The sequence below is a fragment of the Rothia sp. HMSC08A08 genome, assembly GCF_001808385.1.
GTDB lineage: Bacteria > Actinomycetota > Actinomycetes > Actinomycetales > Micrococcaceae > Rothia > Rothia dentocariosa.
In genome coordinates this window covers 1-20,295 of the sequence record NZ_KV793064.1, presented here as the reverse complement: position 1 = coordinate 20,295, position 20,295 = coordinate 1, and the positions used below count along the sequence as shown (strand labels likewise).

Below are 20,295 nucleotides of genomic sequence, written 5' to 3'. Positions count from 1 at the left end.
TTGCTCACGGTCAGCGGGGATTTTAAGAAGGTATAAGACGGGCAGCGCTCTTGGTGCTCTACCCGCCAAAACCCCTGCTCAACACGCTCTTAAACGGTTATGACCTCACCGTTTTCGCAAAAATGGTGAGGTCATAAGGCGTGATGCGTGTTCGGTGTCTTACACCGCGGCTACTTTTGCCGACGACGGATCACCAAAACGGCACCAGTGCCCAGAAGCGCAACGCCCGCGATTACCACGGGAATCACGGCAAATCCGGTATGCGCCAGCGCATTCGAGCCCGCGGATGCACCGCCTCCTGCGGCCCCTTGAACTACGCCGGATGCGCCCGAATCTGAACCGCCCGATACGCCGTTCCCTGACGTTCCGGTGACCGTGCCGTTCTCTGTAGTTGTACCAGCCTGGGTACCCGCCCTCTGAGCTGTTCCCGGGTTCGCCGCTTGCTCAGAACCTTGCGGGTTCGTGCCCTCTGTACCGTTCTGCGGGGCTGCCGAGGCATCCTGCGGTTCGGTCGGGTTGTGCGGATGCGCCGCATCCGCCGAGGCATCCGGAACGCGCACGGCACCCTGAGGGGTACCCACCCGTGCCAAGGAGTCTTGCCCGGTCTTCTGCCCGGAGGATGAACCGCCGTTTGTGCCCTTGCCCGGTTCTGGCGCTGCGGTAAAGGAGCATGCGTTGCTTGCCTCATTCCCGACGGCGACGGCAAGATGCTGGACTTTACTTGTGATCTCGGTACCGTCTTTGAGTTTTGCGGTGTACTGAACGTCAAACATGTAATGCCCAGGCTCGGTAAACACCCAGTTGGCGTGCGCGTGGGTTGCGTAGTCAATCGATATACTATGTTGATTCTTGGTCGAATCCAGCAGAACCTCGGGGCCGGTCAGCGACTCGGTGAAGACACCGAACCGCGCGCCCTTCGGCATGCTGCGGGGCACAACGTGCAGGGTTACGCCGCCGTCGAGCCTACTGTAGTCCACATCCTGGGTGCTGTACCCGGGCCAAGGCAGCCCGCGCATCTGGGTTTGCGGAAGCCCATAAAACGCGGTTCCGACCGGTCCAATAAAGTCGAGTTTGGGCGAGTTCATGTGCTCGTTGCGGCTGCGGCGGGCACGATCACTAACGGTCCACACCACGGTATCCAGCGGGCGCACCACCGAGTCCGCATCTATGAGTCCGCTATCGTCTTTGAGCCCCAGTTCCAGCCGGTTATCACGCAGTTGTGCTTGAAGGTCCAGGTGCCCGTCGCCGATTTTATAGCGGCCGTCGATCTTCCCCGCCTCGCAGGTTGGCATGGGGGCGGGTGCCTTCGGTGCGGGGTTTTGCGTGCGTTGTGTGTCCCCATCTCGCGAAGGAGTCGGGTTTGCGCTCGGCTTCTCGGGAGCCGCCGGGGCGGGGGATGCGCTGGGCGGCGCATCGTTGGTGCCGGGATCGCTCGGGTCAGCGGAGGGGCTTGGCTGGGGCTCCGGGGTGTGTGAGTCGCTCGGCTGGGGGTTTGCGGCGGGCGCATCCGCACCCAGCGTTCCCGTGGCGCTGTAATTGCCGCCGCGCTGATAATTTTGGGTGAGTTTCACCTGTGAGGTGCGGGCATTCATATCGGGATGCGGCAGCACTTTCACGATAAGCTCGCTGTTCTCAAAGTAGCTGTCTTCCCGGTAGGTGAAGCGCGCTACCCCGTTGTCGATCGTGGTTTCTATATCGAATTTGGGGTATTCGTAGTCGTTGGGGGCGTAGAACCCGCCCCGGATAAACCCGCGAACATTAGGGTCGGCGAAGGTCACCTCAAGCGTGCGGTACCCTTCCTGTGTGGAGGGCACGGTGCGTACGGTGTAGTCGCCGCTGGCGGGGGTGTATTGAGCGGTGGGAAGCACGGTATTGCGGTCATCGGGCTCTTCAACGGGCCAGTCTCCGGTGCCGTCGTCGCTGTATACGCTCTCGGCATGCCCAGGTTCATAGGCGAGCTTATGCGAAATCCAGCGCGCACCCTCGTTTCCGCTTGGGGTGAAGACAGCCTGCAGATGCGAAGATTCGCCGCCCATCATTTCGCTCCAGGTGGCGGTGCCGTTCTTTACCTCAAGGTCGGTGAGGAAATACCCGTTGTTGTAGAGGGTGAGCGTTCCGCTGAGGTTTTTATCGGCTGCGGTGAAGGTGATGTCGCTGAGTTTATCGTCGGCATCCTTGTTCTTCGCGGGGTCGGGATCGAGCTTGTGGGGTGCCACGGAAAGCACGTATTTGGCGGAGTCCAGGTTCCCGACGGGTGCAGCATTGTAGCGCTCAATGGTCGGTACCGCGTTCGGGGTTCCGTCACCGAGAATGGGCTTACGCCCGCCCACCTGCCACACGAGTTTTTGCGGCGGGGATTGGATGATCGATCCGTCCGTGCCGCGCGCTACCGTGCGATAGGTCACCACATAGCGCCCGGGTCGCGTGAAGGTTGTGGTGTTATGCGTGTGGCTTCCTTTGCTGAGCAGCCAGGAGTGCCACCCGGTACTTGTGCTTGATAGGATGCGGTTTACGTCCGCAGGTCCTTCATCGGGGTTGTAGCGAAAAAGCTCCATGCGGCCGGGGCCTTCAACCGAGAGAATATCGGTCGCATAAATGCCGTCACGGAAGTTTTCAGTAGGGATTTTGACGGATGAACCCAGCCCTGCCCAGATGGGATCGTGATTGCCCCAGGTCAGGGTGGGCGCCATGTAGAGGGTCTGCCCAGGTTCGCCCAGAAAACGCAGATTAGGTGAATCAGTGAGGGTCAGAGTGTATTGGGATGCACCATTGCGACCATCCCACCCCTTCCCCACCCAGTTGACGGTTTTGTCGAGGTCATAAAGATCGGCACCGGTCTTATAGGGGTTTGCTTCGTTTTTGAGTGCGAAACCGCCGTTTTCCCAGTAGGTTTTCGGGGCATCAACATGACCCTGAGTAGTAATAATGCGCCCGTCGTCGGGTCCCGCATGCGCGGGGAGCATAGGCGATGCGCCAGCGAGAGCCAGCAGAGCTACTGCGGAAATACGAGCAAGGGATGCACTCAGCGCACGACGATGTGTGTATTTCGTGTACATGACAACCTTTCTCATTTTGCATACACAGCCTATCACTAATTGAGAATAATTGTCATAATCAAAATAGATATGTATAGTGATTCTCATAATCACACGCGCCGATGCGTCGTGAACTCACACACCACACCGTCGTTGGAGGAAAACTATGCGCAGATCCGCCCCGCAAACCCCGCCGCGAGAACAACGCAGCCGCAAAACATTTACCATCATCGGAACCACCGCCCTGGGATGCACACTAGCTCTCTCCCCTGCCCTGCCCGCATTCAACACGGCACCGGCGGCGCTCGCACACGAAGAACACAGCGCAGGTACAGCACAGGCAGAACCGCGCAGTTACACCGGGAATTACATCGTGCGCGGCGTGCACACCGAACTGCTCAACGCAGAGCTTCACAACGGAAAACTCGCCCTAAACTCCAAGGCCGAAACGCAGGATGGTGAAGGCCTTTTCAACCCCTCCACCACCGTTTTCAACCTACCCGCCAACGATCAGTCCCAAACCCGCGTAGCCGCCGGATACGATTTCATCGCCCCCGAAGGCACCCCCATCTGGTACATTCCGCAGAAGCATACCGATGGGCTTCTCTACCCTGGCTTCAGTGCCGAAAACATTCCGCAGGGCGCTCTGAAAAACAATAAGATCACGGTTGAACTCGTCAAAAGCGAGGTTCCCGAAGGTGCACGCGCCGAGGTTTTTCAGGAGAATCTCTCCGGGGCATCACGCATGTTCAGCACGGCGGATCGGCTAGCGCCCTACGAGCTTGAGGCGGGTTCTCATGTGCATGCTACGTGGGCGTTCACCGCCGCCGGAACCTACCGGTTCACCTTCCGCACGAGCGCCGAGCTCGCGGACGGCACGCAGGTTCACGCGGAGGAGACCTACACCGTTGTGGTGGGCGAAGTTCCGCAGGATATTTTCGAGCAGGGGCATCGGGCACAAAACCCGCAGGGCTCCGCCGAATCAGCTGCCGCTCCGCCGCAGCGTCAGGAGGGCGGCGAGCAGGCGCATCGGGATGCTGCCCCGAATGAGCGCTCATCAGAGGGAGATCATGGCGCGGGTACTTCTCGCGCGCAGCATCAGGTGATCGAGCCCGCACATCAGGATTCGTCGAGTGTGGAAGCCGCCCCGGCTCATCCTGAATCTTCGGCGGATGCGACACCCAACCCCCAGATTGCAACGGGTGATGCCCCTGCGCCCGATGCACCCGCCCCGGCACCGCAGCAAGCCGATCAGCATGCCGGCACACCGAACCGCACGGTTAACGGGTCAAATGCCCAAAATGTTACCGCGCCGACCGTTCGGAGTGCGGGTTCTGGCGGTTCAGGGGCTTCGGGCAATACCGCGCCATCTTCGGGTTCTCGCGGCGGCTCTTATCCCGGAACCGAATCCGAGAAGTGCATTCCGACCGAGGTTGTCGTTAAGGATTCCGTGCAGTCACGAAGCACCCAAAGCCCGGCAAATATTCCCGGCACTCTGCCGATGGTAACGACTGCGGATCATGCCGCGGCGGATCGCGCTACCGAGGGGCATTTTGACGTTGGTCCGGTCTTGAACGGTTCCACGCTGAGTTCTGCCGTCAAAGATGATCGGTTCAGCCCACCTAAACATGTGTCACCCGGCTCTTTAGAGTTCGTCCTCGGCGATGCTGCGAAGCTGAAATTCCCGGCGGGCATGGAAGATATTGCCCCCGCGGGAAGTACCGTGCACATGATTGGTGCTACCCAGCAGGCGGGCGTGCCGTGGCTGGGGTGGAGTACCCAGGATCCCGAACTTCTCAAACAGGCCGATGGGCCAGTCACCATGAGCTTGAAGGGATTCGACGGCCCCGGATCAATGTCGGTGTTCCTTTCGGGCAACTTCGGTTCCGCTGGGCAGAAAGTCTTCGATTCTCGTGGCGGCTCATTTCAGGTTCCACTGAATACGCACCAACACAGCAACTGGGTGTTTACCGCTGAGGGCCGCTACCGGGTGACGATCGGTTGGCAGGTGCATCTGAAGAACGGGCAGACCGTCGAGAGCACATCGACCCTGAACTTTACGGTGGGCAATGCCGATAATCCGGCGAACCCCGCGCCCGCGCACCATGAGAAGAACGCGCCTGAGAACGCCGAAAATTCGACCACTCATAAACCTGCCGAACAGCAATCCCAGCGGGGCGCCGTGGATGCGGCCAGCGGTATTGTGACGAAGCCGGACGGCACGAAGGTACGCATTGTCGGCAAGACCGCCTCGGGCAAGGACTGCGCCCTCACCAACCAGGAGCTTAAGGATGCGCAGCAGGCCGCTGCCGCCGGGAAGCTCGCCAACACCGGGGCAGGGTTTAATCCGTTTATGGTCAGCACCTCTGTGCTTGCCGTCGCGCTGGGAGGCATGATCGTGTACACCGTGCGCCGTCGGCACCGCCATGAGCTCTAGAGGTTCACGCCGTCAGCCTTGTACACCGCAGCTCTCACTCGAACTTCCGCTCAGCCGCCGCGCTTTCCTGGGTTTTCTACCCGTTTGTGCGGCATTGAGCGCCTGCACCGCACAGAATACGTCCTCAGGTTTTGATGCCGACGGGCGTCTTCAAGTGGTGGCGACAACCCCGATTTTGGCGGATGTGGCGCGTGCTGTTGGCGGCGAGCGTGCGCGGGTACACGCCCTCATTCCCAATGGTGCAGACCCGCATTCCTATGAGCCGAGCCTGAGGGATGTGCGCGATGTCGCCTACGCGCGGCTGGCGTTCACCAACGGTCTGCTGCTGGAACAGCGCAAAATGGTGGCGATGGTGAGCTCTAACCTGCCGCAGGGTTCGGCGCAGGTGGCGGTTGCCGAGAGGATTGAGCAGTACGGCGGCAAGCTTGAACCCGTGGTAGAGGATGCCTCGCTGGATTCTATCTGGTTGGGGCTGCGCGTTGAGGGCGCCGAGTCTTCGGGCGCATCCGCCAGCCATTCCGCTGATTCACCCTCAGATTCGGATGCTTCGGTCGCGTTTTCGGTTACCCGTGTGAAGGGTCCCGGACAGGTTGCGGCGTTTATTACGCAGACCTTCGGCGCGGTCGAGATGATGTGCGATTCTCAGGCGCGCGGCACGCAAGAATCCACGCAGGATGGTATGAGGGTGCGTACCGGCGATATGGGGTCGCTGGAGCTTCCGCTGCAGGCGCATACGCATCTTTCGTGGGCTTTTGCGGATGCCGGTGTGTACGAACTTGATGTTCTGGCAACGCCCCGTAACGCAGCCGAGGGGGTGCACCAGGCACAGGGAACACTGCATGTCGTGGTGGGTGAGGACCCTGCCGAGGCCGCCTCTCGTCTGGGTACAAATACGACCATTTTAGCCTCTGGACATGCGGATATAGCCGTTCAGGCATATACGGGGCGGCTTGTGATTCGCGCCGATAGCGGCGGAAAAGTCACCGAACACGACCTGGCTCGCACGATCATTGCGGTTCCTTCGCGCACTCTGCAGGAGGTTCCTGCGGGTGGCCAATACGGGTTCTTGAGGGGGTCTTCGCGCGAGCATCGGGGGCAGGTGTATTTGCTGGCGCAGGCGGTGCTCGGCAAACATGTGCACGGCGAGATAGACCCGCATATATGGCATTCGGTGCCAAATATGAAGGCGGCCGCGCAGGTCATGCGTGATGCTCTCGCCGAGACTGACCCACCCGGAACCAGCCTTTATGCGGCGAATACCGAGCGTGTTATGCGCGAGCTCGATGAGCTGGACTGGGAGATTCGCGGCATCTATGCGTCTTTGCCCGAAGCCTCAAAAAACCTGATTACCACCCATGACGGGTACCGCTACCTGGCGAGTACTTATGGGCTGACGGTGGCGGGGTTCGTGACGCCGGTGGCGGGCAGTGAGCCGAGCATCCAACAGCGGCAGCGGCTGCAGCGCACTATCAGGGATTTGCGTGTACCGGCTATATTCCTTGATCGGAATACTCGCACGCGAAGCCCAGTTTTGCGGGAGGTCGCCCATGAAAACGGGGTTCAGGTGGGTACCTTATATTCCGATTCGCTCGATGATGAGGCACCCCATTATGCGGATATGATGCGTGCCAACGCACATACTATCCAGCGAGCGGTTGGGCGGTGAAGTCGTATTCTCGTCCATAGCCACATATGCATATACATCCATCAACGTTGAGGAAGAAGACATACATGAAATATTCTATTTTTGGAATAAAAACTAGTCAGAAGGTTATTTCATTCGCTTTATGCGTGGGTCTCACAGCCTCTATAGCCAATCCGGCATATGCCGATCACACGCCCGCGCCGGGTGCATCGTCAAGCACGGCAGCCACAAGCGATAACCTCAGCAAAGAGCAGAAGGCTCTGCAGCAGACGCTCTCACCCGAGCAGCCAGTGGGCACGGGACGCACCGAAATTTCGAGCGGGCATGTTGATATGGGCCCGCGTTTTACCGACGGCAAGTTTCAGCTCATGATCCATGACGATCATGCCGCTACACCCATCTGGCGCAGCGTGGATGATGTGCTGTACCGCGGATCCGATGCGGCACGTCGCCAGGTTCCTGACGATGACCGTTATTCGTTTGTGGGTGCACAGCCCGGCGAGCAGGTGTATGTGATTCCGCAGACCGAAACGAAGGGGGTCGTCTGGCCTGGCTGGACCACTCAGGACCCGGGGCTTGTGCAGAAAACCCCGCGCGGAGTCACCCTCACCCTAGAGCAGGTTCAGGGACCGGGGCAGTTCACGCTGTACCTGGAGAACGGGAACTTCTCGAAGCCGCAGGTTTTGTGGGATTCGTCCAAGCACGAGCCGCAGGATATATGGGTTGAGAAGAACACGCACACCCACGCCAATTGGGTGTTTACCAAGCCCGGCGCCTATCTGCTGAAGGTGACTGCCCGTGCGGAACTTGCGGATGGTTCGGTTGTTTCCGATACCCGCTATATGAAGTTCGCCATCGGGGAGTCGGTGACTGCGGACGAGGTATACACTCTGGCGCAGCAGGCCACGGATCAGGCACCGGCGGGCGAATCGGAGGGCACGCACTCTGCGGCGGCTTCCGATAGTCCGGGGGCCTCATCCGGCGGGTTCCCTGCCCTTCCGGTGGCGCTCGGCGCGGGGACTGTGGCGGTACTTGCCGCAGCAGGGCTCTTCATGATGCGCCGCAATAAGGCCGCGCAGGCGCAGGCCGAGCGCATCATGACGAGCGGAAAGGGTGCGCGGGATGAGTAAAGGTACCACCGTGCTAGGCTCCAAAAACGACCCCGCAACGGGGAGTGAAAATCCGACGCTGAGCATCCAGAACCTCTATGCGGGGTACGGGCGGCGGGCGGTGCTGCGGGACTTTTCGCTCACCCTGAACCCCGGCGAATTTGTGGGTCTTCTCGGGGCGAACGGTGCCGGAAAAACCACGCTGTTACGTGCCATTATGGGGCTGCTGCATCCTGCCTCGGGGAACATTCGGGTGCTGGGCAGTACTGCACGCACCGCGCGGGCGCGCATCGGCTATGTGCCGCAGAAGCACCAGTTTCAGTGGGATTTCCCGATCACCGTCAAGGATGCGGTCATGACCGGGCGAACCCGCGAGATCGGCTGGTTTCGTCGCCCTAAAACTGCGGATTGGGTCAAGGTTTTTCACGCTTTGGAACGCACGGATTTAATGCCGCTGAAGAACCGTCCCATCGGAGAGCTTTCCGGCGGGCAGCGGCAGCGGGTGCTTCTGGCGCGTGCTCTCGCGGTTGAACCGGCGCTCTTGCTTCTTGACGAGCCCTTCACGGGGGTGGATGCGCCCACCCAGTCCGCGCTCACTAAGCTGTACCGGCAGCTGGCGGGCGAGGGCGTGACGATTCTGATGTCTACCCACGATATTGTGGCGGCGCAGGAGTCTTGCTCGCGGCTGTGCGGGGTGCGCGGTTCCTTGAGTTTGGACGGCAAAGCCGAGGATTTTTCGCCGCAGCAGCTTTACGCCTGGGTGCACGGGCGCGAACTTGAGGGCGAGGGTGAAAGCACAGGTAAAGGCGGAAGCGCGGGCACAAGCCCATCGCCTAAGATTGGCGTTCCGGGCGCAGGCAGCGACTCGACCGACAGCACCCGGCAGGGGCATCCTGCCGGTCATCGTGTAACCCCGCAGGAGGCAGCGGCATGATTACTCCCCTCGATTTTCTGTTTGACCTTTTTAACCCTTCCCTGGCGTTTCTGCCGCGTGCCCTCGCCGCAGTGACGCTGGCTTCTTTGGTGACGGGCGTGGTGGGGTGCCATGTGATGATGCGCGGCATGGTTTTTATTGGCGATGCGGTTGCCCACTCGGTGTTTCCCGGCTTGGCGGTTGCGTTCGTTATCGGCGGCAACCTGGTGTTCGGGGGCCTGATCGCAGGCGTTATCACGGCAGTTTTGGTTGCCATTTTTAGCCAGAACCAGAAGCTGCGAGAAGATTCGGTAATCGGTATTTTCTTTGCCGGTTCGTTCGCGTTGGGTATTGTGATTATTTCTCTGGCGCCGGGGTATTCGGGGTCGATTCAGGATTTCCTGTTCGGTTCGATTGTGGGGGTTTCACGCGGCGATATTGCCCAGGCTGCGGCTATGTCCGCCGGGATTCTGCTGCTTCTGTGGCTGTTTCATCGGCAGCTGGTGACGGTGAGCCTGGACCGTGAAAGTGCACGCGCGTTAGGGTTGCCGGTGCTGTGGCTGGATATTCTGCTGTATGTGCTCGTAACGGTTTCCGTGGTGATTTCTTTGCAGACGCTCGGGAATGTGCTGGTGCTTGCGCTCATTGTGGTTCCGGCCAGCGCATCGCGGCTCGCATGCCGCCGTTTAGGCACTATGATGCTGTTCTCACCGGTTTTCGGCGTGCTGTGTTCGACGGCGGGGCTGTACTTCTCGTGGGCGTTTAACCTGCCGACTGGCGGCACGATTGTGCTGACGATGGTCGCCGCTTTCGTGCTGGTGTGGGTGTTCACCTGGATGCGCCAGCGAGTCAGGCGCATTCCTGAGACCGCCCGTTCCCTGCCGGTTTAGGCTTTGCCGTGCCCATCACAAGGCTCTCACCGTCGCCTGTCAGGTCAGTAAGAAATAGTCTGCGATAACATCCCACCGGCGGCGCAGCACGTGCTGATCCGCGAAGAGCGTGGCGCCGCGGTCGGTAAGATGTGCGTGCACGTTCCGGTAGAGTTCATCGCGCAGGTCGTTCATCGTGTTCACGGACAAATACCCGAGCACATCCGGCAGCACGGTATCGAGGCGCTGCTGCTGCAGCTCCTGCTCGGTAAGTGCCACATAATCCGCCAGATCAAAGGTTTCCATGAACCGATGAGCGGCGGTGTTGAAACGAGTGAATGCTTCTATATTGAGCGTCCCATCGGGCCTCAGGTAAGTCATTCTCGCTTCGTGATCTACAAATTCGTGGTAGCGGGGGTGGCCAACGCTTATAAAGTACATATCGCCGTCATGTGGGGAGGGCACAGATTTAAGAGGCTGATCGAGGTGTGCCGATATTTTTCGCAGGGTTTTACGCCATTTTTTAGACATCACATAAAACGCCGGGATGCCGCTGTAGTTCCCCGGCGTATGGTTGAATGTTGCGTAGAGAAAAGCAGCCCGAAATATGAGGTCTTCACCGTATTCTTGGGTGAATACGGGCTGATTTTTGCGTGGTTTCGACCAGCCCAGTGAGCCCAGGTGCTCGCGGAATGCTTCACCGCTGGAAATATCCCGGTATGTATAGTTTTCCGCCATGCTATCCCCCATATACAGCCTATTTTTAGCAACCACCCTACCATTTGCGAGCGCGTGGCCCTGCGTTTATCGTCGTGTTTTTCTGCCGCCTATGAGGGATTTTACCAGCATCGCGCGGTGATGCCGTGGTCGCCCTTGACCTGCTGGAGGGCGTAGGTATTGGCCTGGCGATCAGTATCTTCTTCGTGCTGCAGGGCAATATGAAGCGTGCCTACTACCTCAGTCGTGAGGAACTTGCAGAGGCCGACGAAATCACGCTGGATTTGGCGGAAGAGGTGTCGTTCCTGAACAAGGCGGCTATTAAGAAGACGCTGAAGAATATTCGCCCCGGTTCGAAGGTCACGATCAACGCCGAGAACTCTTCGTATATTGCCAGCGATGTGCTGGAGCTGATTGAGGACTTCTCCAATGTTTATGCGAAGGAAAACGATATTGAGGTGGTGCTCAAGGGCTTCAAGTCGGATTATCACGATGCGGAGCGTGATCGCCACAGCCACGTGAAGGTGGGCCATAGCGCAAGTATCTAAGCTATGAGGCGCGGTACCGTGCTGTATCGCTCCCCCTCTTGCATGTACGCGAGCAGGTGGTTTTTGGTCGAGCAGGTAAGAAAATCTTACCTGCTCGACCAAAAACCACCTGCTCACGTTTAAACCTGACTTAATTAGGTAAGCTTGTACTGCCCCCGCGGCTACACCCCACGAATCGCTATGTACTGAACCTAGTCGTGAGGGATGATGAGCGGAAGGGGGTGTTGGCGGATTGTCGAAGAGGCAAAGCAAAATCGCCCGTGACATCGCGCGTGTCTTAAATGCACTAGCACGCGTGATCCGGGCGATTGCTAACCTAGTAGACGTTATCAACTGGTAAATCTAGTTGATGAACGCCATCGCAGTGAGGCCCCCAGACCTGCCAGTATGGGTTCCTCACTGCCCTAACTATACAGCACAGATATAGTCCGGAACAACGGCTGAGGCCATGAGCGTAGGGCTGTTTTCGACTTTCAAGGCATACCTAAACCACCTGCTCGCGGTATAGAGCGCATCGCGCATAAGCCTGCCATGCTTACAGTCACCACAACCTTAAATGTAATCTGCGTAACATCTAGGAAGTTACGGATTTTTCCGGTTTAATGAAGGTACAACCTATAAAGAACTCTTGATAGGTTGAGACTATAAGCGATGATGCTGTAGCTACAGCCCCTCATAAAATCTCAGTTAGGAGTCACCATGAAGGCAGTTGTTTACCACGGTCCAGGCAAGCGAGCTTGGGAAGAAGTTCCAGACGCCACCATCCTTGAACCCACCGACGTCATTGCTCGCGTTGATACCACCACCATCTGCGGCACCGACCTGCACATCCTCAAGGGTGACGTTCCCGAGGTTGAAGAAGGGCGCATCCTGGGCCACGAGGCTATCGGCACGATTACCGAAGTCGGCTCTGCGGTCACTGATTTGAAGGTTGGCGACCGCATCATTATTCCGGCGGTCACGAACTGCGGCAAGTGCTCATACTGTAAGGATAATAAGCCTTCGCACTGCCAGACCGTGGGCGGTGTCGGCTGGATTTTTGGGTACATGATTGACGGCACCCAGGCTGAGTATGTGCGCATTCCTTACGCCGAGACGTCGGTTCACATGGTTCCCGAGGGACTGACCGACGAAGACGTTCTCTTCCTCACGGATGCGCTTCCGACCGGTTTCGAGATGGGTATTCTCAACGGCAACACCAAACCCGGCGATACGGTTGCGGTTATCGGCGCCGGTCCGGTGGGTCTGGGCGCGATCATGACGGCAAATCTGTGCGGTGCCGGGCGCGTGATTACCGTCGATATGGACGATAACCGTATGAACAAGGCGCTGGAACTGGGCGCAACCGATAAGGTAAACGCCGCAGATCCAGACTTTATCGAGAAAATTAAGGCCCTCTCCCCCGACGGTTTGGGCGTGGACGTGGCGATTGAGGCCGTGGGCGTGCCGCAGACCTTCGAGACCTGCACCAAGATCGTGCGCCCCTACGGCAACATTGCGAACGCGGGTGTGCACGGCAAGCCGGTAGAGCTGCCGATTAACACCATGTGGATCTCGAACGTAAACATTAACATGGGTCTGGTGAACTGCAACACCGTGGGCAACCTGCTGAACATGGTGCGTTCAGGCCGCCTGAACGCAAAGGCAATGGCAACCCACTACTTCACCTTCGACCAGTTCGAGGAAGCATACGACCTGTTCGCAAACGCCGCCGAGCATAACGCGGTGAAGGTTGTTATCTCGCGCGAACCGATTAAGAAGTAGGGTGTAAGCCCCCTAAGCTAACCCCTCCGGGTTCTTTACCGTCCTTCCCGGAGGGGTTCCTTTCGCTCTCTTTCTCGGAGCCAGCCATGTTTGCCGGGGGTTGCGCACTGTAAAAAGGCTCTTTATTCCAATAAAGCGGGTTTTCCCATCTTTATTGGAATAAAGAGCCTTTTTATGCAGGAATCTGCTCACGATGAGCGTTGCTTTACCGACCCTTTGCCAGGTTTTCGAGCTTGGTCACCAGCGCATCAGTGTCTCGGGATGCGCTGCTGAGCACCCGATAGATCACGCGCCTCTGTGCAGCCTGGCGCACCGCATCCTGACCTTGCGGCACTCCCCCGCCAGCGCGGGTACGCTCATCGGCCAACTGTTCGGCACGCATGGCGGCGTAGTTGATCTTGGCGGCAAGCTGCATCCTGTCCCGTTCCAGCTGAACACCAGCCCACGAGACGGGACTGCTGGGGAACGGGCTGTTTGATTCGTCCGCCGCACCCCGGATGCGCTGCGCCTCCTGGGTCAGCTGGGTTGCGTCTACCGCGTCGCCAGCCTGCTTGTACATATCAAGCAGAATATGGAAGTTCTTCGCCTTCTCACTGAGATACTGCGCGTTGGTTGCCGCACCTTGAGCTTCGGGGCTCTGGTTCTGATTCGACGGGGTTGACGAAGTCTGCGCGGCGTTCGCAGCCGGGGCGGTCAGAGTCGAACCAACCGCGAGCGCGCCCGCAGCAGGAATGCCAACAGCGGCGGCGCGCAGGAATCGGCGGCGTGAGGTACCCAGTTCAGTCATATGTCCTCCTTATTTATGCGGTGTTAAAACACCATGAGGTGCAGAGTCAGCGCCATTAGGATAAGCGCCAACGCCGCACCTCATGATGCGAAACCGGTAAACCGGTTGGTAGTTTTTAACCGTAACTCACCTGAACACGTTTTTTAGTCAGGGTACGGTTATGCACTACCGTGTTGTCGAGCAGGTTACAGACTGTGTGCTGTGTAGGTTCTCACGCCTTAAGAGTAGTTACCTTCAATAAGCTTGCGCTGAAACGCAACAATGGCCGGTGAGGGACCGTCAAGAACCCCGTCTGCGGTTTGACCCAACCAGCTCTGTAGAGCACTGATTGTAGAGGGTCCGATCAAACCATCAACATCCGTCCCGAGCCAGCGCTGCAAATCTTTGATGGTTTCTGAGCCGGAGGCGGCATCATCAGAAACCCACTGCCAACCGCTCGTCAAACCGGGATTAGCACTTGACTGGGATGCGGGCTGACTATCGATCTGCCCATCGAGGGAAAGACCGCCCTCCACCGCAGAGTTTACGGCAGCTATGCTGTTGAGACGCTTCTGCAGCTCAACCGTTGTTTCGGAGCCCCAGTAACCATCATCTGTAAGAGCATTCGCGCTCGTTGCGGTCACAAGGGTCGAGCCAAAGGCGAGCATACCTGCAGCGGGAACACCAATGGCGGTGGTACGCAACAACTTACGGCGGGAAAGACCAGTATTTTCGAGAGTCATAATACTCCTTCCTCAACTAAGGCTTATAAAAGGTTTGAAGCGATCTTGGCACCAGTCAAAAGCTCACAAGCCCCAATCTCGCTTCCTCACACAATTGGCTACGAATTATTGAAAGCGGCTGGCATTTTCACTATCAGCATCTTCAACGGCCTGAGCTTCTTGGGCTCGTTGCTGAGCCAACGTTTCGGCTTTTTGAGCAGCATCATGCAGCTGGGCGCTGATATCTTTGACGGCAGCCTCAAGGGCAGGATCATCAAATGCTGCGGCATCAAGATCGAAGCTGTCTGCTAGTTCTTTAGCCCTCTGAGCTTTTTCCTGAAGCTTCTCAGACTCTACTTTCATCTTGGCGCCCAAGTCAGTCTCTGCATTCGCAGCTGGGGCCATCACCAGGTTCGCTCCCAAAGCAACCACACCGGCAGCGGGCACACCAATAGCGGTAGTACGCAGCAGCTTACGGCGAGAAAGATCGGTATTTTCGAGAGTCATAATATTCCTTCTTCACATCACCACATACGAGGTGAGAACATGTCACGCCATTTTCGCGATAACTTATTTTTTAAGTCGTAGGTACATGAGAGTTCAGATAGTTTTGCAGAGCCTCGATCGTTGGCGAAGGTCCGTCAAGCACGCCGTCAGCGGTTTGCCCAAGCCAGGTCTGCAGAGCACTAATCGTTTGAGGACCAATAATCCCGTCGCCTTTCTCGAAGCCCAGCTTTTCACGCTGCAACCTAGCGATAGTACCGGAGCCCTTCACCTGTTCATCGGAAACCCACTGCCAGCCTGAAGCCAGACCGGGGTTCTCCTCAGCACGTGATATTGGCTGAGAAGAAATAGTCCCCGAAGGATCCCCAAAAGGAAGAAGATCGCTCTGACCAAGAACCCCTTGCATAAGGACACTTTGGAGAAGTTCCGTCGTCTCCGTACCCCAGTAACCATCAACCTCAAGCGCATTCGCGCTCGTCGCGGTCACCAAGGTCGAGCCAAAGGCGAGCATACCCGCAGCGGGCACACCAATAGCGGTAGTACGCAGCAGCTTACGACGAGAAAGATCGGAGTGTTCGTCCATCATTTTTATCCTCCTCACATATATAGAAATTGCGGAGAAAAATCGGGTAACCGATGTATTTTCAGTATGTTGAATTAGTCATAGGTAACCACGATAAGCTCGGACTGAAGCTTCTTAATGGTGGGAGACTCTTCGCTCAATACCCCATCCTGAGGGAGGTGATAACGCGCCTGAAGTGCCGAGATAGTCTGCGGACCCATGAGCCCATCCTGGGTTACCTTGAGCATGCGCTGAAGATGCTTGATAGTCTCTGAGCCGGAGGCGGCATCATCAGAGACCCAATCCCAGCCACTCGTCAGCCCAGGGTTAGCACTCGCCTGAGATGCAGGCTGACTTGAGACGATACCGTCTACCACCGCAAGCTCAGCGAGCCTCTGATACATACGTGTAGTTTCACTTCCCCAGTAACCATCAACTGCCATAGCAGCGTTCGCAGCTGGCGCGGTCACAAGGGTCGAGCCAAAAGCGAGTAGACTAGCGGCAGGAACGCCGATAGCGGTGGTACGCAACAGCTTACGGCGGGAAAGTCCGGGATTTTCAGTCATACTATTCCTTCCTCAATCAAGGCTTACACATAGTTTGAAGCGATCTTGGCATCAGTCAAAATTTCATAAGCCCCAATATCACTTCCTCACACAACTTAGTTGCGAATTATTTATTCAAAGAGACTGGCGGCATCACGATCAGCATCTTCAACAGCCTGTACTGCCTGGTCTCGTTCTTGAGCCGCCGCTTCAGCCTTCTGCGCAGCATCACGCAGATCCTCGGCGGCAGAATCATTAATCGCGATGTTGTCCTGGTCAAACTTATTTGCTAGATCTGTAGCTTCCTGGGCTTCTTGATGAAGCTTCTCAGATTCTGCTTGCATTGCGCCTGTCGAGTTATCAGCAATCGCTGCATTCGCCGCCGGAGCCGTCATAAAGCCAAGCGCTAGCAGAGCACCCACGACAGGAACCACAAGCGAGGTTACGCGCATCAACTTACGGCGAGGACGATCAGAATTACGAAGTATCATTTTTTCTCCTCAATTAGTTCAATAAGGACTGTGCACTATAAAAAACCGGTGAAAGAGCAACACCGGGTTTTAACCGACGTACTGATTAATCTCATTCTGCAAAGCCTCAATAGTCGGTGATGGACTATCTAAAGTTCCATCCGCTGTCAGGCCATAATGCTCTTGTAAAAGCTTGATATGAACGCCTGTGATGCTGTAGCCAGTTACATTCGCACCCCAGCTCTGGACTTTGAGGAAAATATTTTGCGAGCTAGTTCCGGATCCTAGCCACTGATACATGGCCAGCATGGTTGGGGAACCAGAGGCCTGTGCATCATCGACCCATTCCCAACCGCTGACGATACCCGAGCAGGATGGAGCCATACTTGATGGCTGAGAACTAATAACTCCATCCACCGACAACCCGGCCCCACGCACGGCATTCATAAAGCGTTGGAGCCCTGCCGAGGTTTCCTCGCCCCAGTAACCATCAACGCTAACCGCACTCGCACTTGTTGCGGTCACCAGAGTGGAGCCGAAAGCCAGCAAACTCGCAGCGGGCACGCCTACAGCGGCGGCACGCATCAGCCCGCGACGAGAAATACCAGAATGTTCGTTCGTCATTTTTATCCTCCTTCAGGATGAAAATATATGTTCGCAGAGAAGCACCAACGTGCTTTTCACGCATCATCAAATCTCACATAGAGCTAACCGACGTACTGGCTAATCTCGTTCTGCAAAGCCTTGATAGTCTCTGAAGGTCCATCCAGGCGACCATCTGCCGTGAGACCGTAGTGATTTTGCAGAGCCTTGATGGTATTGGGACCAATCGTACCGTCAGCCTCAACACCACCCAGCCAACGCTGCAGGTAATAGATGGTGAAGTCGTAGCCTTGCGCTCCCCCATCGGATTCCCACTGCCATCCGCTGCCCAGCCCAGGATTGGCAGACTGCTGCGATACAGGCTGATATTTCACAACACCGTCTTCATACCCGTATGTAGGCTGACCGAGTTCCTGCGCAAATATATTGAAGAAAAACTTTTGAAGCTGCGAGGTTGTCTCAGAACCCCAATAACCATCAACCTCAAGCGACTGAGCAGCCGGGACGCTAACAATGCTGGAACCCAGCGCCAGAACGCCTGCGGCGGGAACACCTACGGATGCGGTGCGCAGCAAACGACGACGTGAAATACCAGAATGTTCATTCGACATAGTGATACCCTCCTTTGCGTATTTTTCTGGTGCAGGAAGTTGGAGAAGATTTCAGCACACCATAAAACCATCACCGGTAGTAGCGTTAATTATTCTTCGCTATCTCATCATTGTCTGCGCGAAGGTAATGGTTAATTTCATTCTGCAGAGTCAGAATTGTCGGCGACGGTCCATCTAGTGTTCCATCCGCTGTCAGTCCATAATGAGCTTGCAGGGCACTGATAGTCTCAGAACCAAAAATCCCGTCAGCTCCAACACCTAGCCAAGTTTGCATCGCAACTATTGTTTGGGAGCCAGATGCTTGAGCATCATCAACCCACTCCCAGCCACCAGCAAGACCGGGACATGAAGCCTGCAGACTTGACGGCTGAGAACTAATCACACCATCCACGCTCACCTGAGCATGCTGGGTAATATTTAAGAAAGTTTGGAGCCCACTGGAAGTTTTTGACCCCCACCAGCCATCAGCACCAACTAGCGCGTGATAAGCCTGCGCGCTCGGTGCGGTCACAAGGGTCGAGCCGACAGCGAGTAGACCAGCAGCAGGCACGCCAATAGCGGTAGTACGCAGCAGCTTACGACGGGAAAGTCCAGAGTTTTCGAGAGTCATGTTACTTATCTTCCTTTCACATGGTGGTTGGATACGCGCACTCGCCACTGTAGAGCTACAAAAAGCGTTGCTGATTGCGTACTATCTGTGAACGCCTCATAAAAGAAGGCGCAGGGTTATGACATTTCCTCATGCGGAGCGAGGATTTTATTTAGGGTGCTCAGAATATATCTGCAAGAGCTGCATACCAGCAACACATCTCAAAAGTGATTTTTGGTCACCTCATATAATGCATTTACTGTGCAGTGCTTTCCTGAACGCCTCTGCCCCTACCGTAGAAGCTACACAGGCGAGTTTTCAACCCTTTGAGGCTGTTTTGCTGCATCGCGCAAGACAGAAGTTCATGTATTTTATGCTCTATATCAGAGTGGTCATTGTTCAAAACTTTTAAATGTCATATTTCTTATTCGGGCATGTCACATAAAAATATAACGCCACGCTTCGTAAGTTTTTATAAACACTTCATTCTTTAAATATTTTTTCTTAGGTGTTTCAATAAGTAAATATCTATAAGCACGCTTTAATCCCTGCGAGCAGATAGTATTGTGGCGAGCAGATAACAATCGATTATCTGCTCGCCACAATAACCATCTGCTCGCGCCTCATCAAACCTGACGCATAGGGACTTTAGGATCCGTGAAAACTAATTCTAGGCCTGTTCTTCTGCCGCTGATCAGATAGATAATCAACAACGATGAGAACTGCAATAGCAACGTCTTGAAAACGCTGGTCGTACACAGTGATCTGATATTTGTCGCGCATCTTAAACCTAGGCTTGTGAATAGCGGCGACAATACCTCCTTCAAGAACAATCTCAAAGTTACCCTCCCAGAAACTACCCCCGATCTGAAGCGGAATCTGGTTGAGGTAGGCCTCTATGTTGAGCCCAGCAAGTTTAAACCGTTTGCGCATATACAGCTGGTCGCCAGTGGAAAAGCCAACATTGAAAACGGTACCGAGCCCAAGCTGCCGCTCTAGCGTGAACTGCACGCCGGTCTCAACGTTCGTCACATTCATGTTTTTGCCGAGAACCCGGTAGTTCTCATCAACCTGATATACCGTGTACCCGCCTTCGTCGGTGACGACATAGTGGTCGGTAATTTTGAAGATTTTCTGCGCCGCGTAAAGCTGCCGCATCATGCTCTCCTCTCTATGTGTTTCGGTGGTGTCGTCGGTAGCTCAACCATAGCACCGCGTATGCTCTCAACGACGGAATGAAAGGTTTCAGCCTTTACCTTTTTAGGAGCTTTAAGGATTTACTCACCACAATAACGACGATAATACTTATTAATATTTCTCCGAAAAATACTATTGACAGAATCGTGTCATACAACACCGGAGATGATTCCCGATCCATTGGAAATGTCACAGCGAAAAGCATAACCGACATAATAGGAGCAACTAATATACTGTATATATTTATCCAGCGCACACTTTGCAGCTTCGCCCATTTTCTACACTGCATATAAGCCCTGAACTGCAAAGCAACATGGATAATATACGGAATCGTGAAAAGGGTTAGGGGGACAAGATGCCCAACTACTATGCTGTAATCGGGGGTTTTCCCACAGGGCTGAGGGGGAGCATTGACCAAATTTACAACCCAGTACCATATAAGACCAACCACAAGGACGGAACCCCAGATGGTTCTTAACACGTGCGCTCCAAGAAGGAATTTACGGAACGGGATTTTGGGCGTGGAATCGCCAGGTGCAGCCGAAGGTAAAGGGATTCTAGAGCGATTCATCAGGCACCCCTTCGGATACCTCATGCTGCTTTTGTTCTGAAGATTTGTCTGTCTTTTTAATACTATTTGTCGTGACAACAATCATTAAGATGCCCAAAATAACCTCGTAAAGGGCTAC

Annotated in this window: 19 protein-coding genes; 7 read left to right on the top strand and 12 right to left on the bottom strand. The window is 55.9% G+C overall.

Annotation, left to right across the window (positions count from 1 at the left end):
- Positions 1 to 170: 170 nt before the first annotated feature.
- Entirely contained in the window at positions 171 to 3,056 is a 2,886-nt protein-coding gene (locus HMPREF3164_RS04690) for a choice-of-anchor M domain-containing protein (protein ID WP_246822610.1), read from the bottom strand.
- Between the two features lie 145 nt (positions 3,057 to 3,201).
- Here HMPREF3164_RS04690 and HMPREF3164_RS04685 point away from each other — a divergent pair, with 145 nt between their 5' ends.
- The 5 genes from HMPREF3164_RS04685 to HMPREF3164_RS04665 all read left to right on the top strand — a co-directional run bounded on the left by HMPREF3164_RS04685 (position 3,202) and on the right by HMPREF3164_RS04665 (position 10,029).
- Complete coding sequence (locus HMPREF3164_RS04685; protein ID WP_070449249.1) at positions 3,202 to 5,472, top strand: TIGR03773 family transporter-associated surface protein; 2,271 nt, start codon at positions 3,202 to 3,204, stop codon at positions 5,470 to 5,472.
- Positions 5,462 to 7,138 (top strand): anchored repeat ABC transporter, substrate-binding protein, encoded by a 1,677-nt coding sequence (locus tag HMPREF3164_RS04680; protein ID WP_070449247.1) that lies wholly within the window; start codon positions 5,462 to 5,464, stop codon positions 7,136 to 7,138. The genes HMPREF3164_RS04685 and HMPREF3164_RS04680 overlap by 11 nt, the downstream gene beginning before the upstream one ends.
- Positions 7,139 to 7,203: 65 nt before the next feature.
- Positions 7,204 to 8,247 (top strand): choice-of-anchor M domain-containing protein, encoded by a 1,044-nt coding sequence (locus HMPREF3164_RS04675; RefSeq protein ID WP_083297342.1) that lies wholly within the window; start codon positions 7,204 to 7,206, stop codon positions 8,245 to 8,247.
- Positions 8,240 to 9,160 (top strand): anchored repeat-type ABC transporter ATP-binding subunit, encoded by a 921-nt coding sequence (locus HMPREF3164_RS04670; RefSeq protein WP_070449245.1) that lies wholly within the window; start codon positions 8,240 to 8,242, stop codon positions 9,158 to 9,160. The genes HMPREF3164_RS04675 and HMPREF3164_RS04670 overlap by 8 nt, the downstream gene beginning before the upstream one ends.
- Positions 9,157 to 10,029 (top strand): anchored repeat-type ABC transporter permease subunit, encoded by an 873-nt coding sequence (locus HMPREF3164_RS04665; protein ID WP_070449242.1) that lies wholly within the window; start codon positions 9,157 to 9,159, stop codon positions 10,027 to 10,029. The genes HMPREF3164_RS04670 and HMPREF3164_RS04665 overlap by 4 nt, the downstream gene beginning before the upstream one ends.
- 39 nt (positions 10,030 to 10,068) lie before the next feature.
- Here the strand turns inward: HMPREF3164_RS04665 and HMPREF3164_RS04660 are convergent, their stop codons facing one another.
- On the bottom strand, positions 10,069 to 10,746 hold the full coding sequence (locus HMPREF3164_RS04660; protein WP_070449240.1) for a hypothetical protein: 678 nt from the start codon (positions 10,744 to 10,746) through the stop codon (positions 10,069 to 10,071).
- Positions 10,747 to 10,871: 125 nt separating this feature from the next.
- On the opposite strand from HMPREF3164_RS04660, the gene HMPREF3164_RS04655 reads away from it, so the two are divergent.
- Both HMPREF3164_RS04655 and HMPREF3164_RS04650 read left to right on the top strand, forming a co-directional pair.
- Positions 10,872 to 11,273 carry a SulP family inorganic anion transporter gene (locus HMPREF3164_RS04655; RefSeq protein WP_004006358.1) on the top strand — a complete coding sequence of 134 codons (402 nt, stop codon included), beginning with the start codon at positions 10,872 to 10,874 and terminating at the stop codon, positions 11,271 to 11,273.
- Between the two features lie 699 nt (positions 11,274 to 11,972).
- Complete coding sequence (locus HMPREF3164_RS04650) at positions 11,973 to 13,037, top strand: zinc-dependent alcohol dehydrogenase family protein (protein ID WP_004006357.1); 1,065 nt, start codon at positions 11,973 to 11,975, stop codon at positions 13,035 to 13,037.
- Positions 13,038 to 13,242: 205 nt separating this feature from the next.
- On the opposite strand, the gene HMPREF3164_RS04645 is transcribed toward HMPREF3164_RS04650, so the two are convergent.
- The 10 genes from HMPREF3164_RS04645 to HMPREF3164_RS04600 all read right to left on the bottom strand — a co-directional run bounded on the left by HMPREF3164_RS04645 (position 13,243) and on the right by HMPREF3164_RS04600 (position 19,570).
- A complete protein-coding gene (locus HMPREF3164_RS04645) occupies positions 13,243 to 13,824 on the bottom strand; it encodes a hypothetical protein (protein ID WP_070449238.1) in 582 nt (193 codons plus the stop codon).
- A gap of 218 nt (positions 13,825 to 14,042) precedes the next feature.
- The gene (locus HMPREF3164_RS04640) at positions 14,043 to 14,546 is read right to left on the bottom strand and encodes a lysozyme family protein (protein ID WP_070449235.1); all 504 of its coding nucleotides are present in this window, start codon (positions 14,544 to 14,546) and stop codon (positions 14,043 to 14,045) included.
- Between the two features lie 105 nt (positions 14,547 to 14,651).
- Positions 14,652 to 15,032, bottom strand: coding sequence for a Tat (twin-arginine translocation) pathway signal sequence (locus tag HMPREF3164_RS04635; protein ID WP_070449232.1), 381 nt, complete (start codon positions 15,030 to 15,032; stop codon positions 14,652 to 14,654).
- A 70-nt stretch (positions 15,033 to 15,102) separates the two neighbouring features.
- On the bottom strand, positions 15,103 to 15,615 hold the full coding sequence (locus tag HMPREF3164_RS04630) for a muramidase (protein WP_070449229.1): 513 nt from the start codon (positions 15,613 to 15,615) through the stop codon (positions 15,103 to 15,105).
- A gap of 71 nt (positions 15,616 to 15,686) precedes the next feature.
- A complete protein-coding gene (locus HMPREF3164_RS04625) occupies positions 15,687 to 16,157 on the bottom strand; it encodes a lysozyme family protein (RefSeq protein WP_070449227.1) in 471 nt (156 codons plus the stop codon).
- A gap of 110 nt (positions 16,158 to 16,267) precedes the next feature.
- Positions 16,268 to 16,627, bottom strand: coding sequence for a hypothetical protein (locus HMPREF3164_RS04620; protein ID WP_246822609.1), 360 nt, complete (start codon positions 16,625 to 16,627; stop codon positions 16,268 to 16,270).
- A gap of 69 nt (positions 16,628 to 16,696) precedes the next feature.
- Complete coding sequence (locus HMPREF3164_RS04615; protein WP_004006351.1) at positions 16,697 to 17,230, bottom strand: hypothetical protein; 534 nt, start codon at positions 17,228 to 17,230, stop codon at positions 16,697 to 16,699.
- 83 nt (positions 17,231 to 17,313) lie between these two features.
- On the bottom strand, positions 17,314 to 17,820 hold the full coding sequence (locus HMPREF3164_RS04610) for a peptidoglycan-binding domain-containing protein (protein WP_070449225.1): 507 nt from the start codon (positions 17,818 to 17,820) through the stop codon (positions 17,314 to 17,316).
- 85 nt (positions 17,821 to 17,905) lie between these two features.
- Positions 17,906 to 18,430 carry a peptidoglycan-binding domain-containing protein gene (locus HMPREF3164_RS04605; protein WP_070449223.1) on the bottom strand — a complete coding sequence of 175 codons (525 nt, stop codon included), beginning with the start codon at positions 18,428 to 18,430 and terminating at the stop codon, positions 17,906 to 17,908.
- Positions 18,431 to 19,057: 627 nt separating this feature from the next.
- Positions 19,058 to 19,570, bottom strand: coding sequence for an LURP-one-related/scramblase family protein (locus tag HMPREF3164_RS04600; protein WP_070449222.1), 513 nt, complete (start codon positions 19,568 to 19,570; stop codon positions 19,058 to 19,060).
- Positions 19,571 to 20,295: the final 725 nt, after the last annotated feature.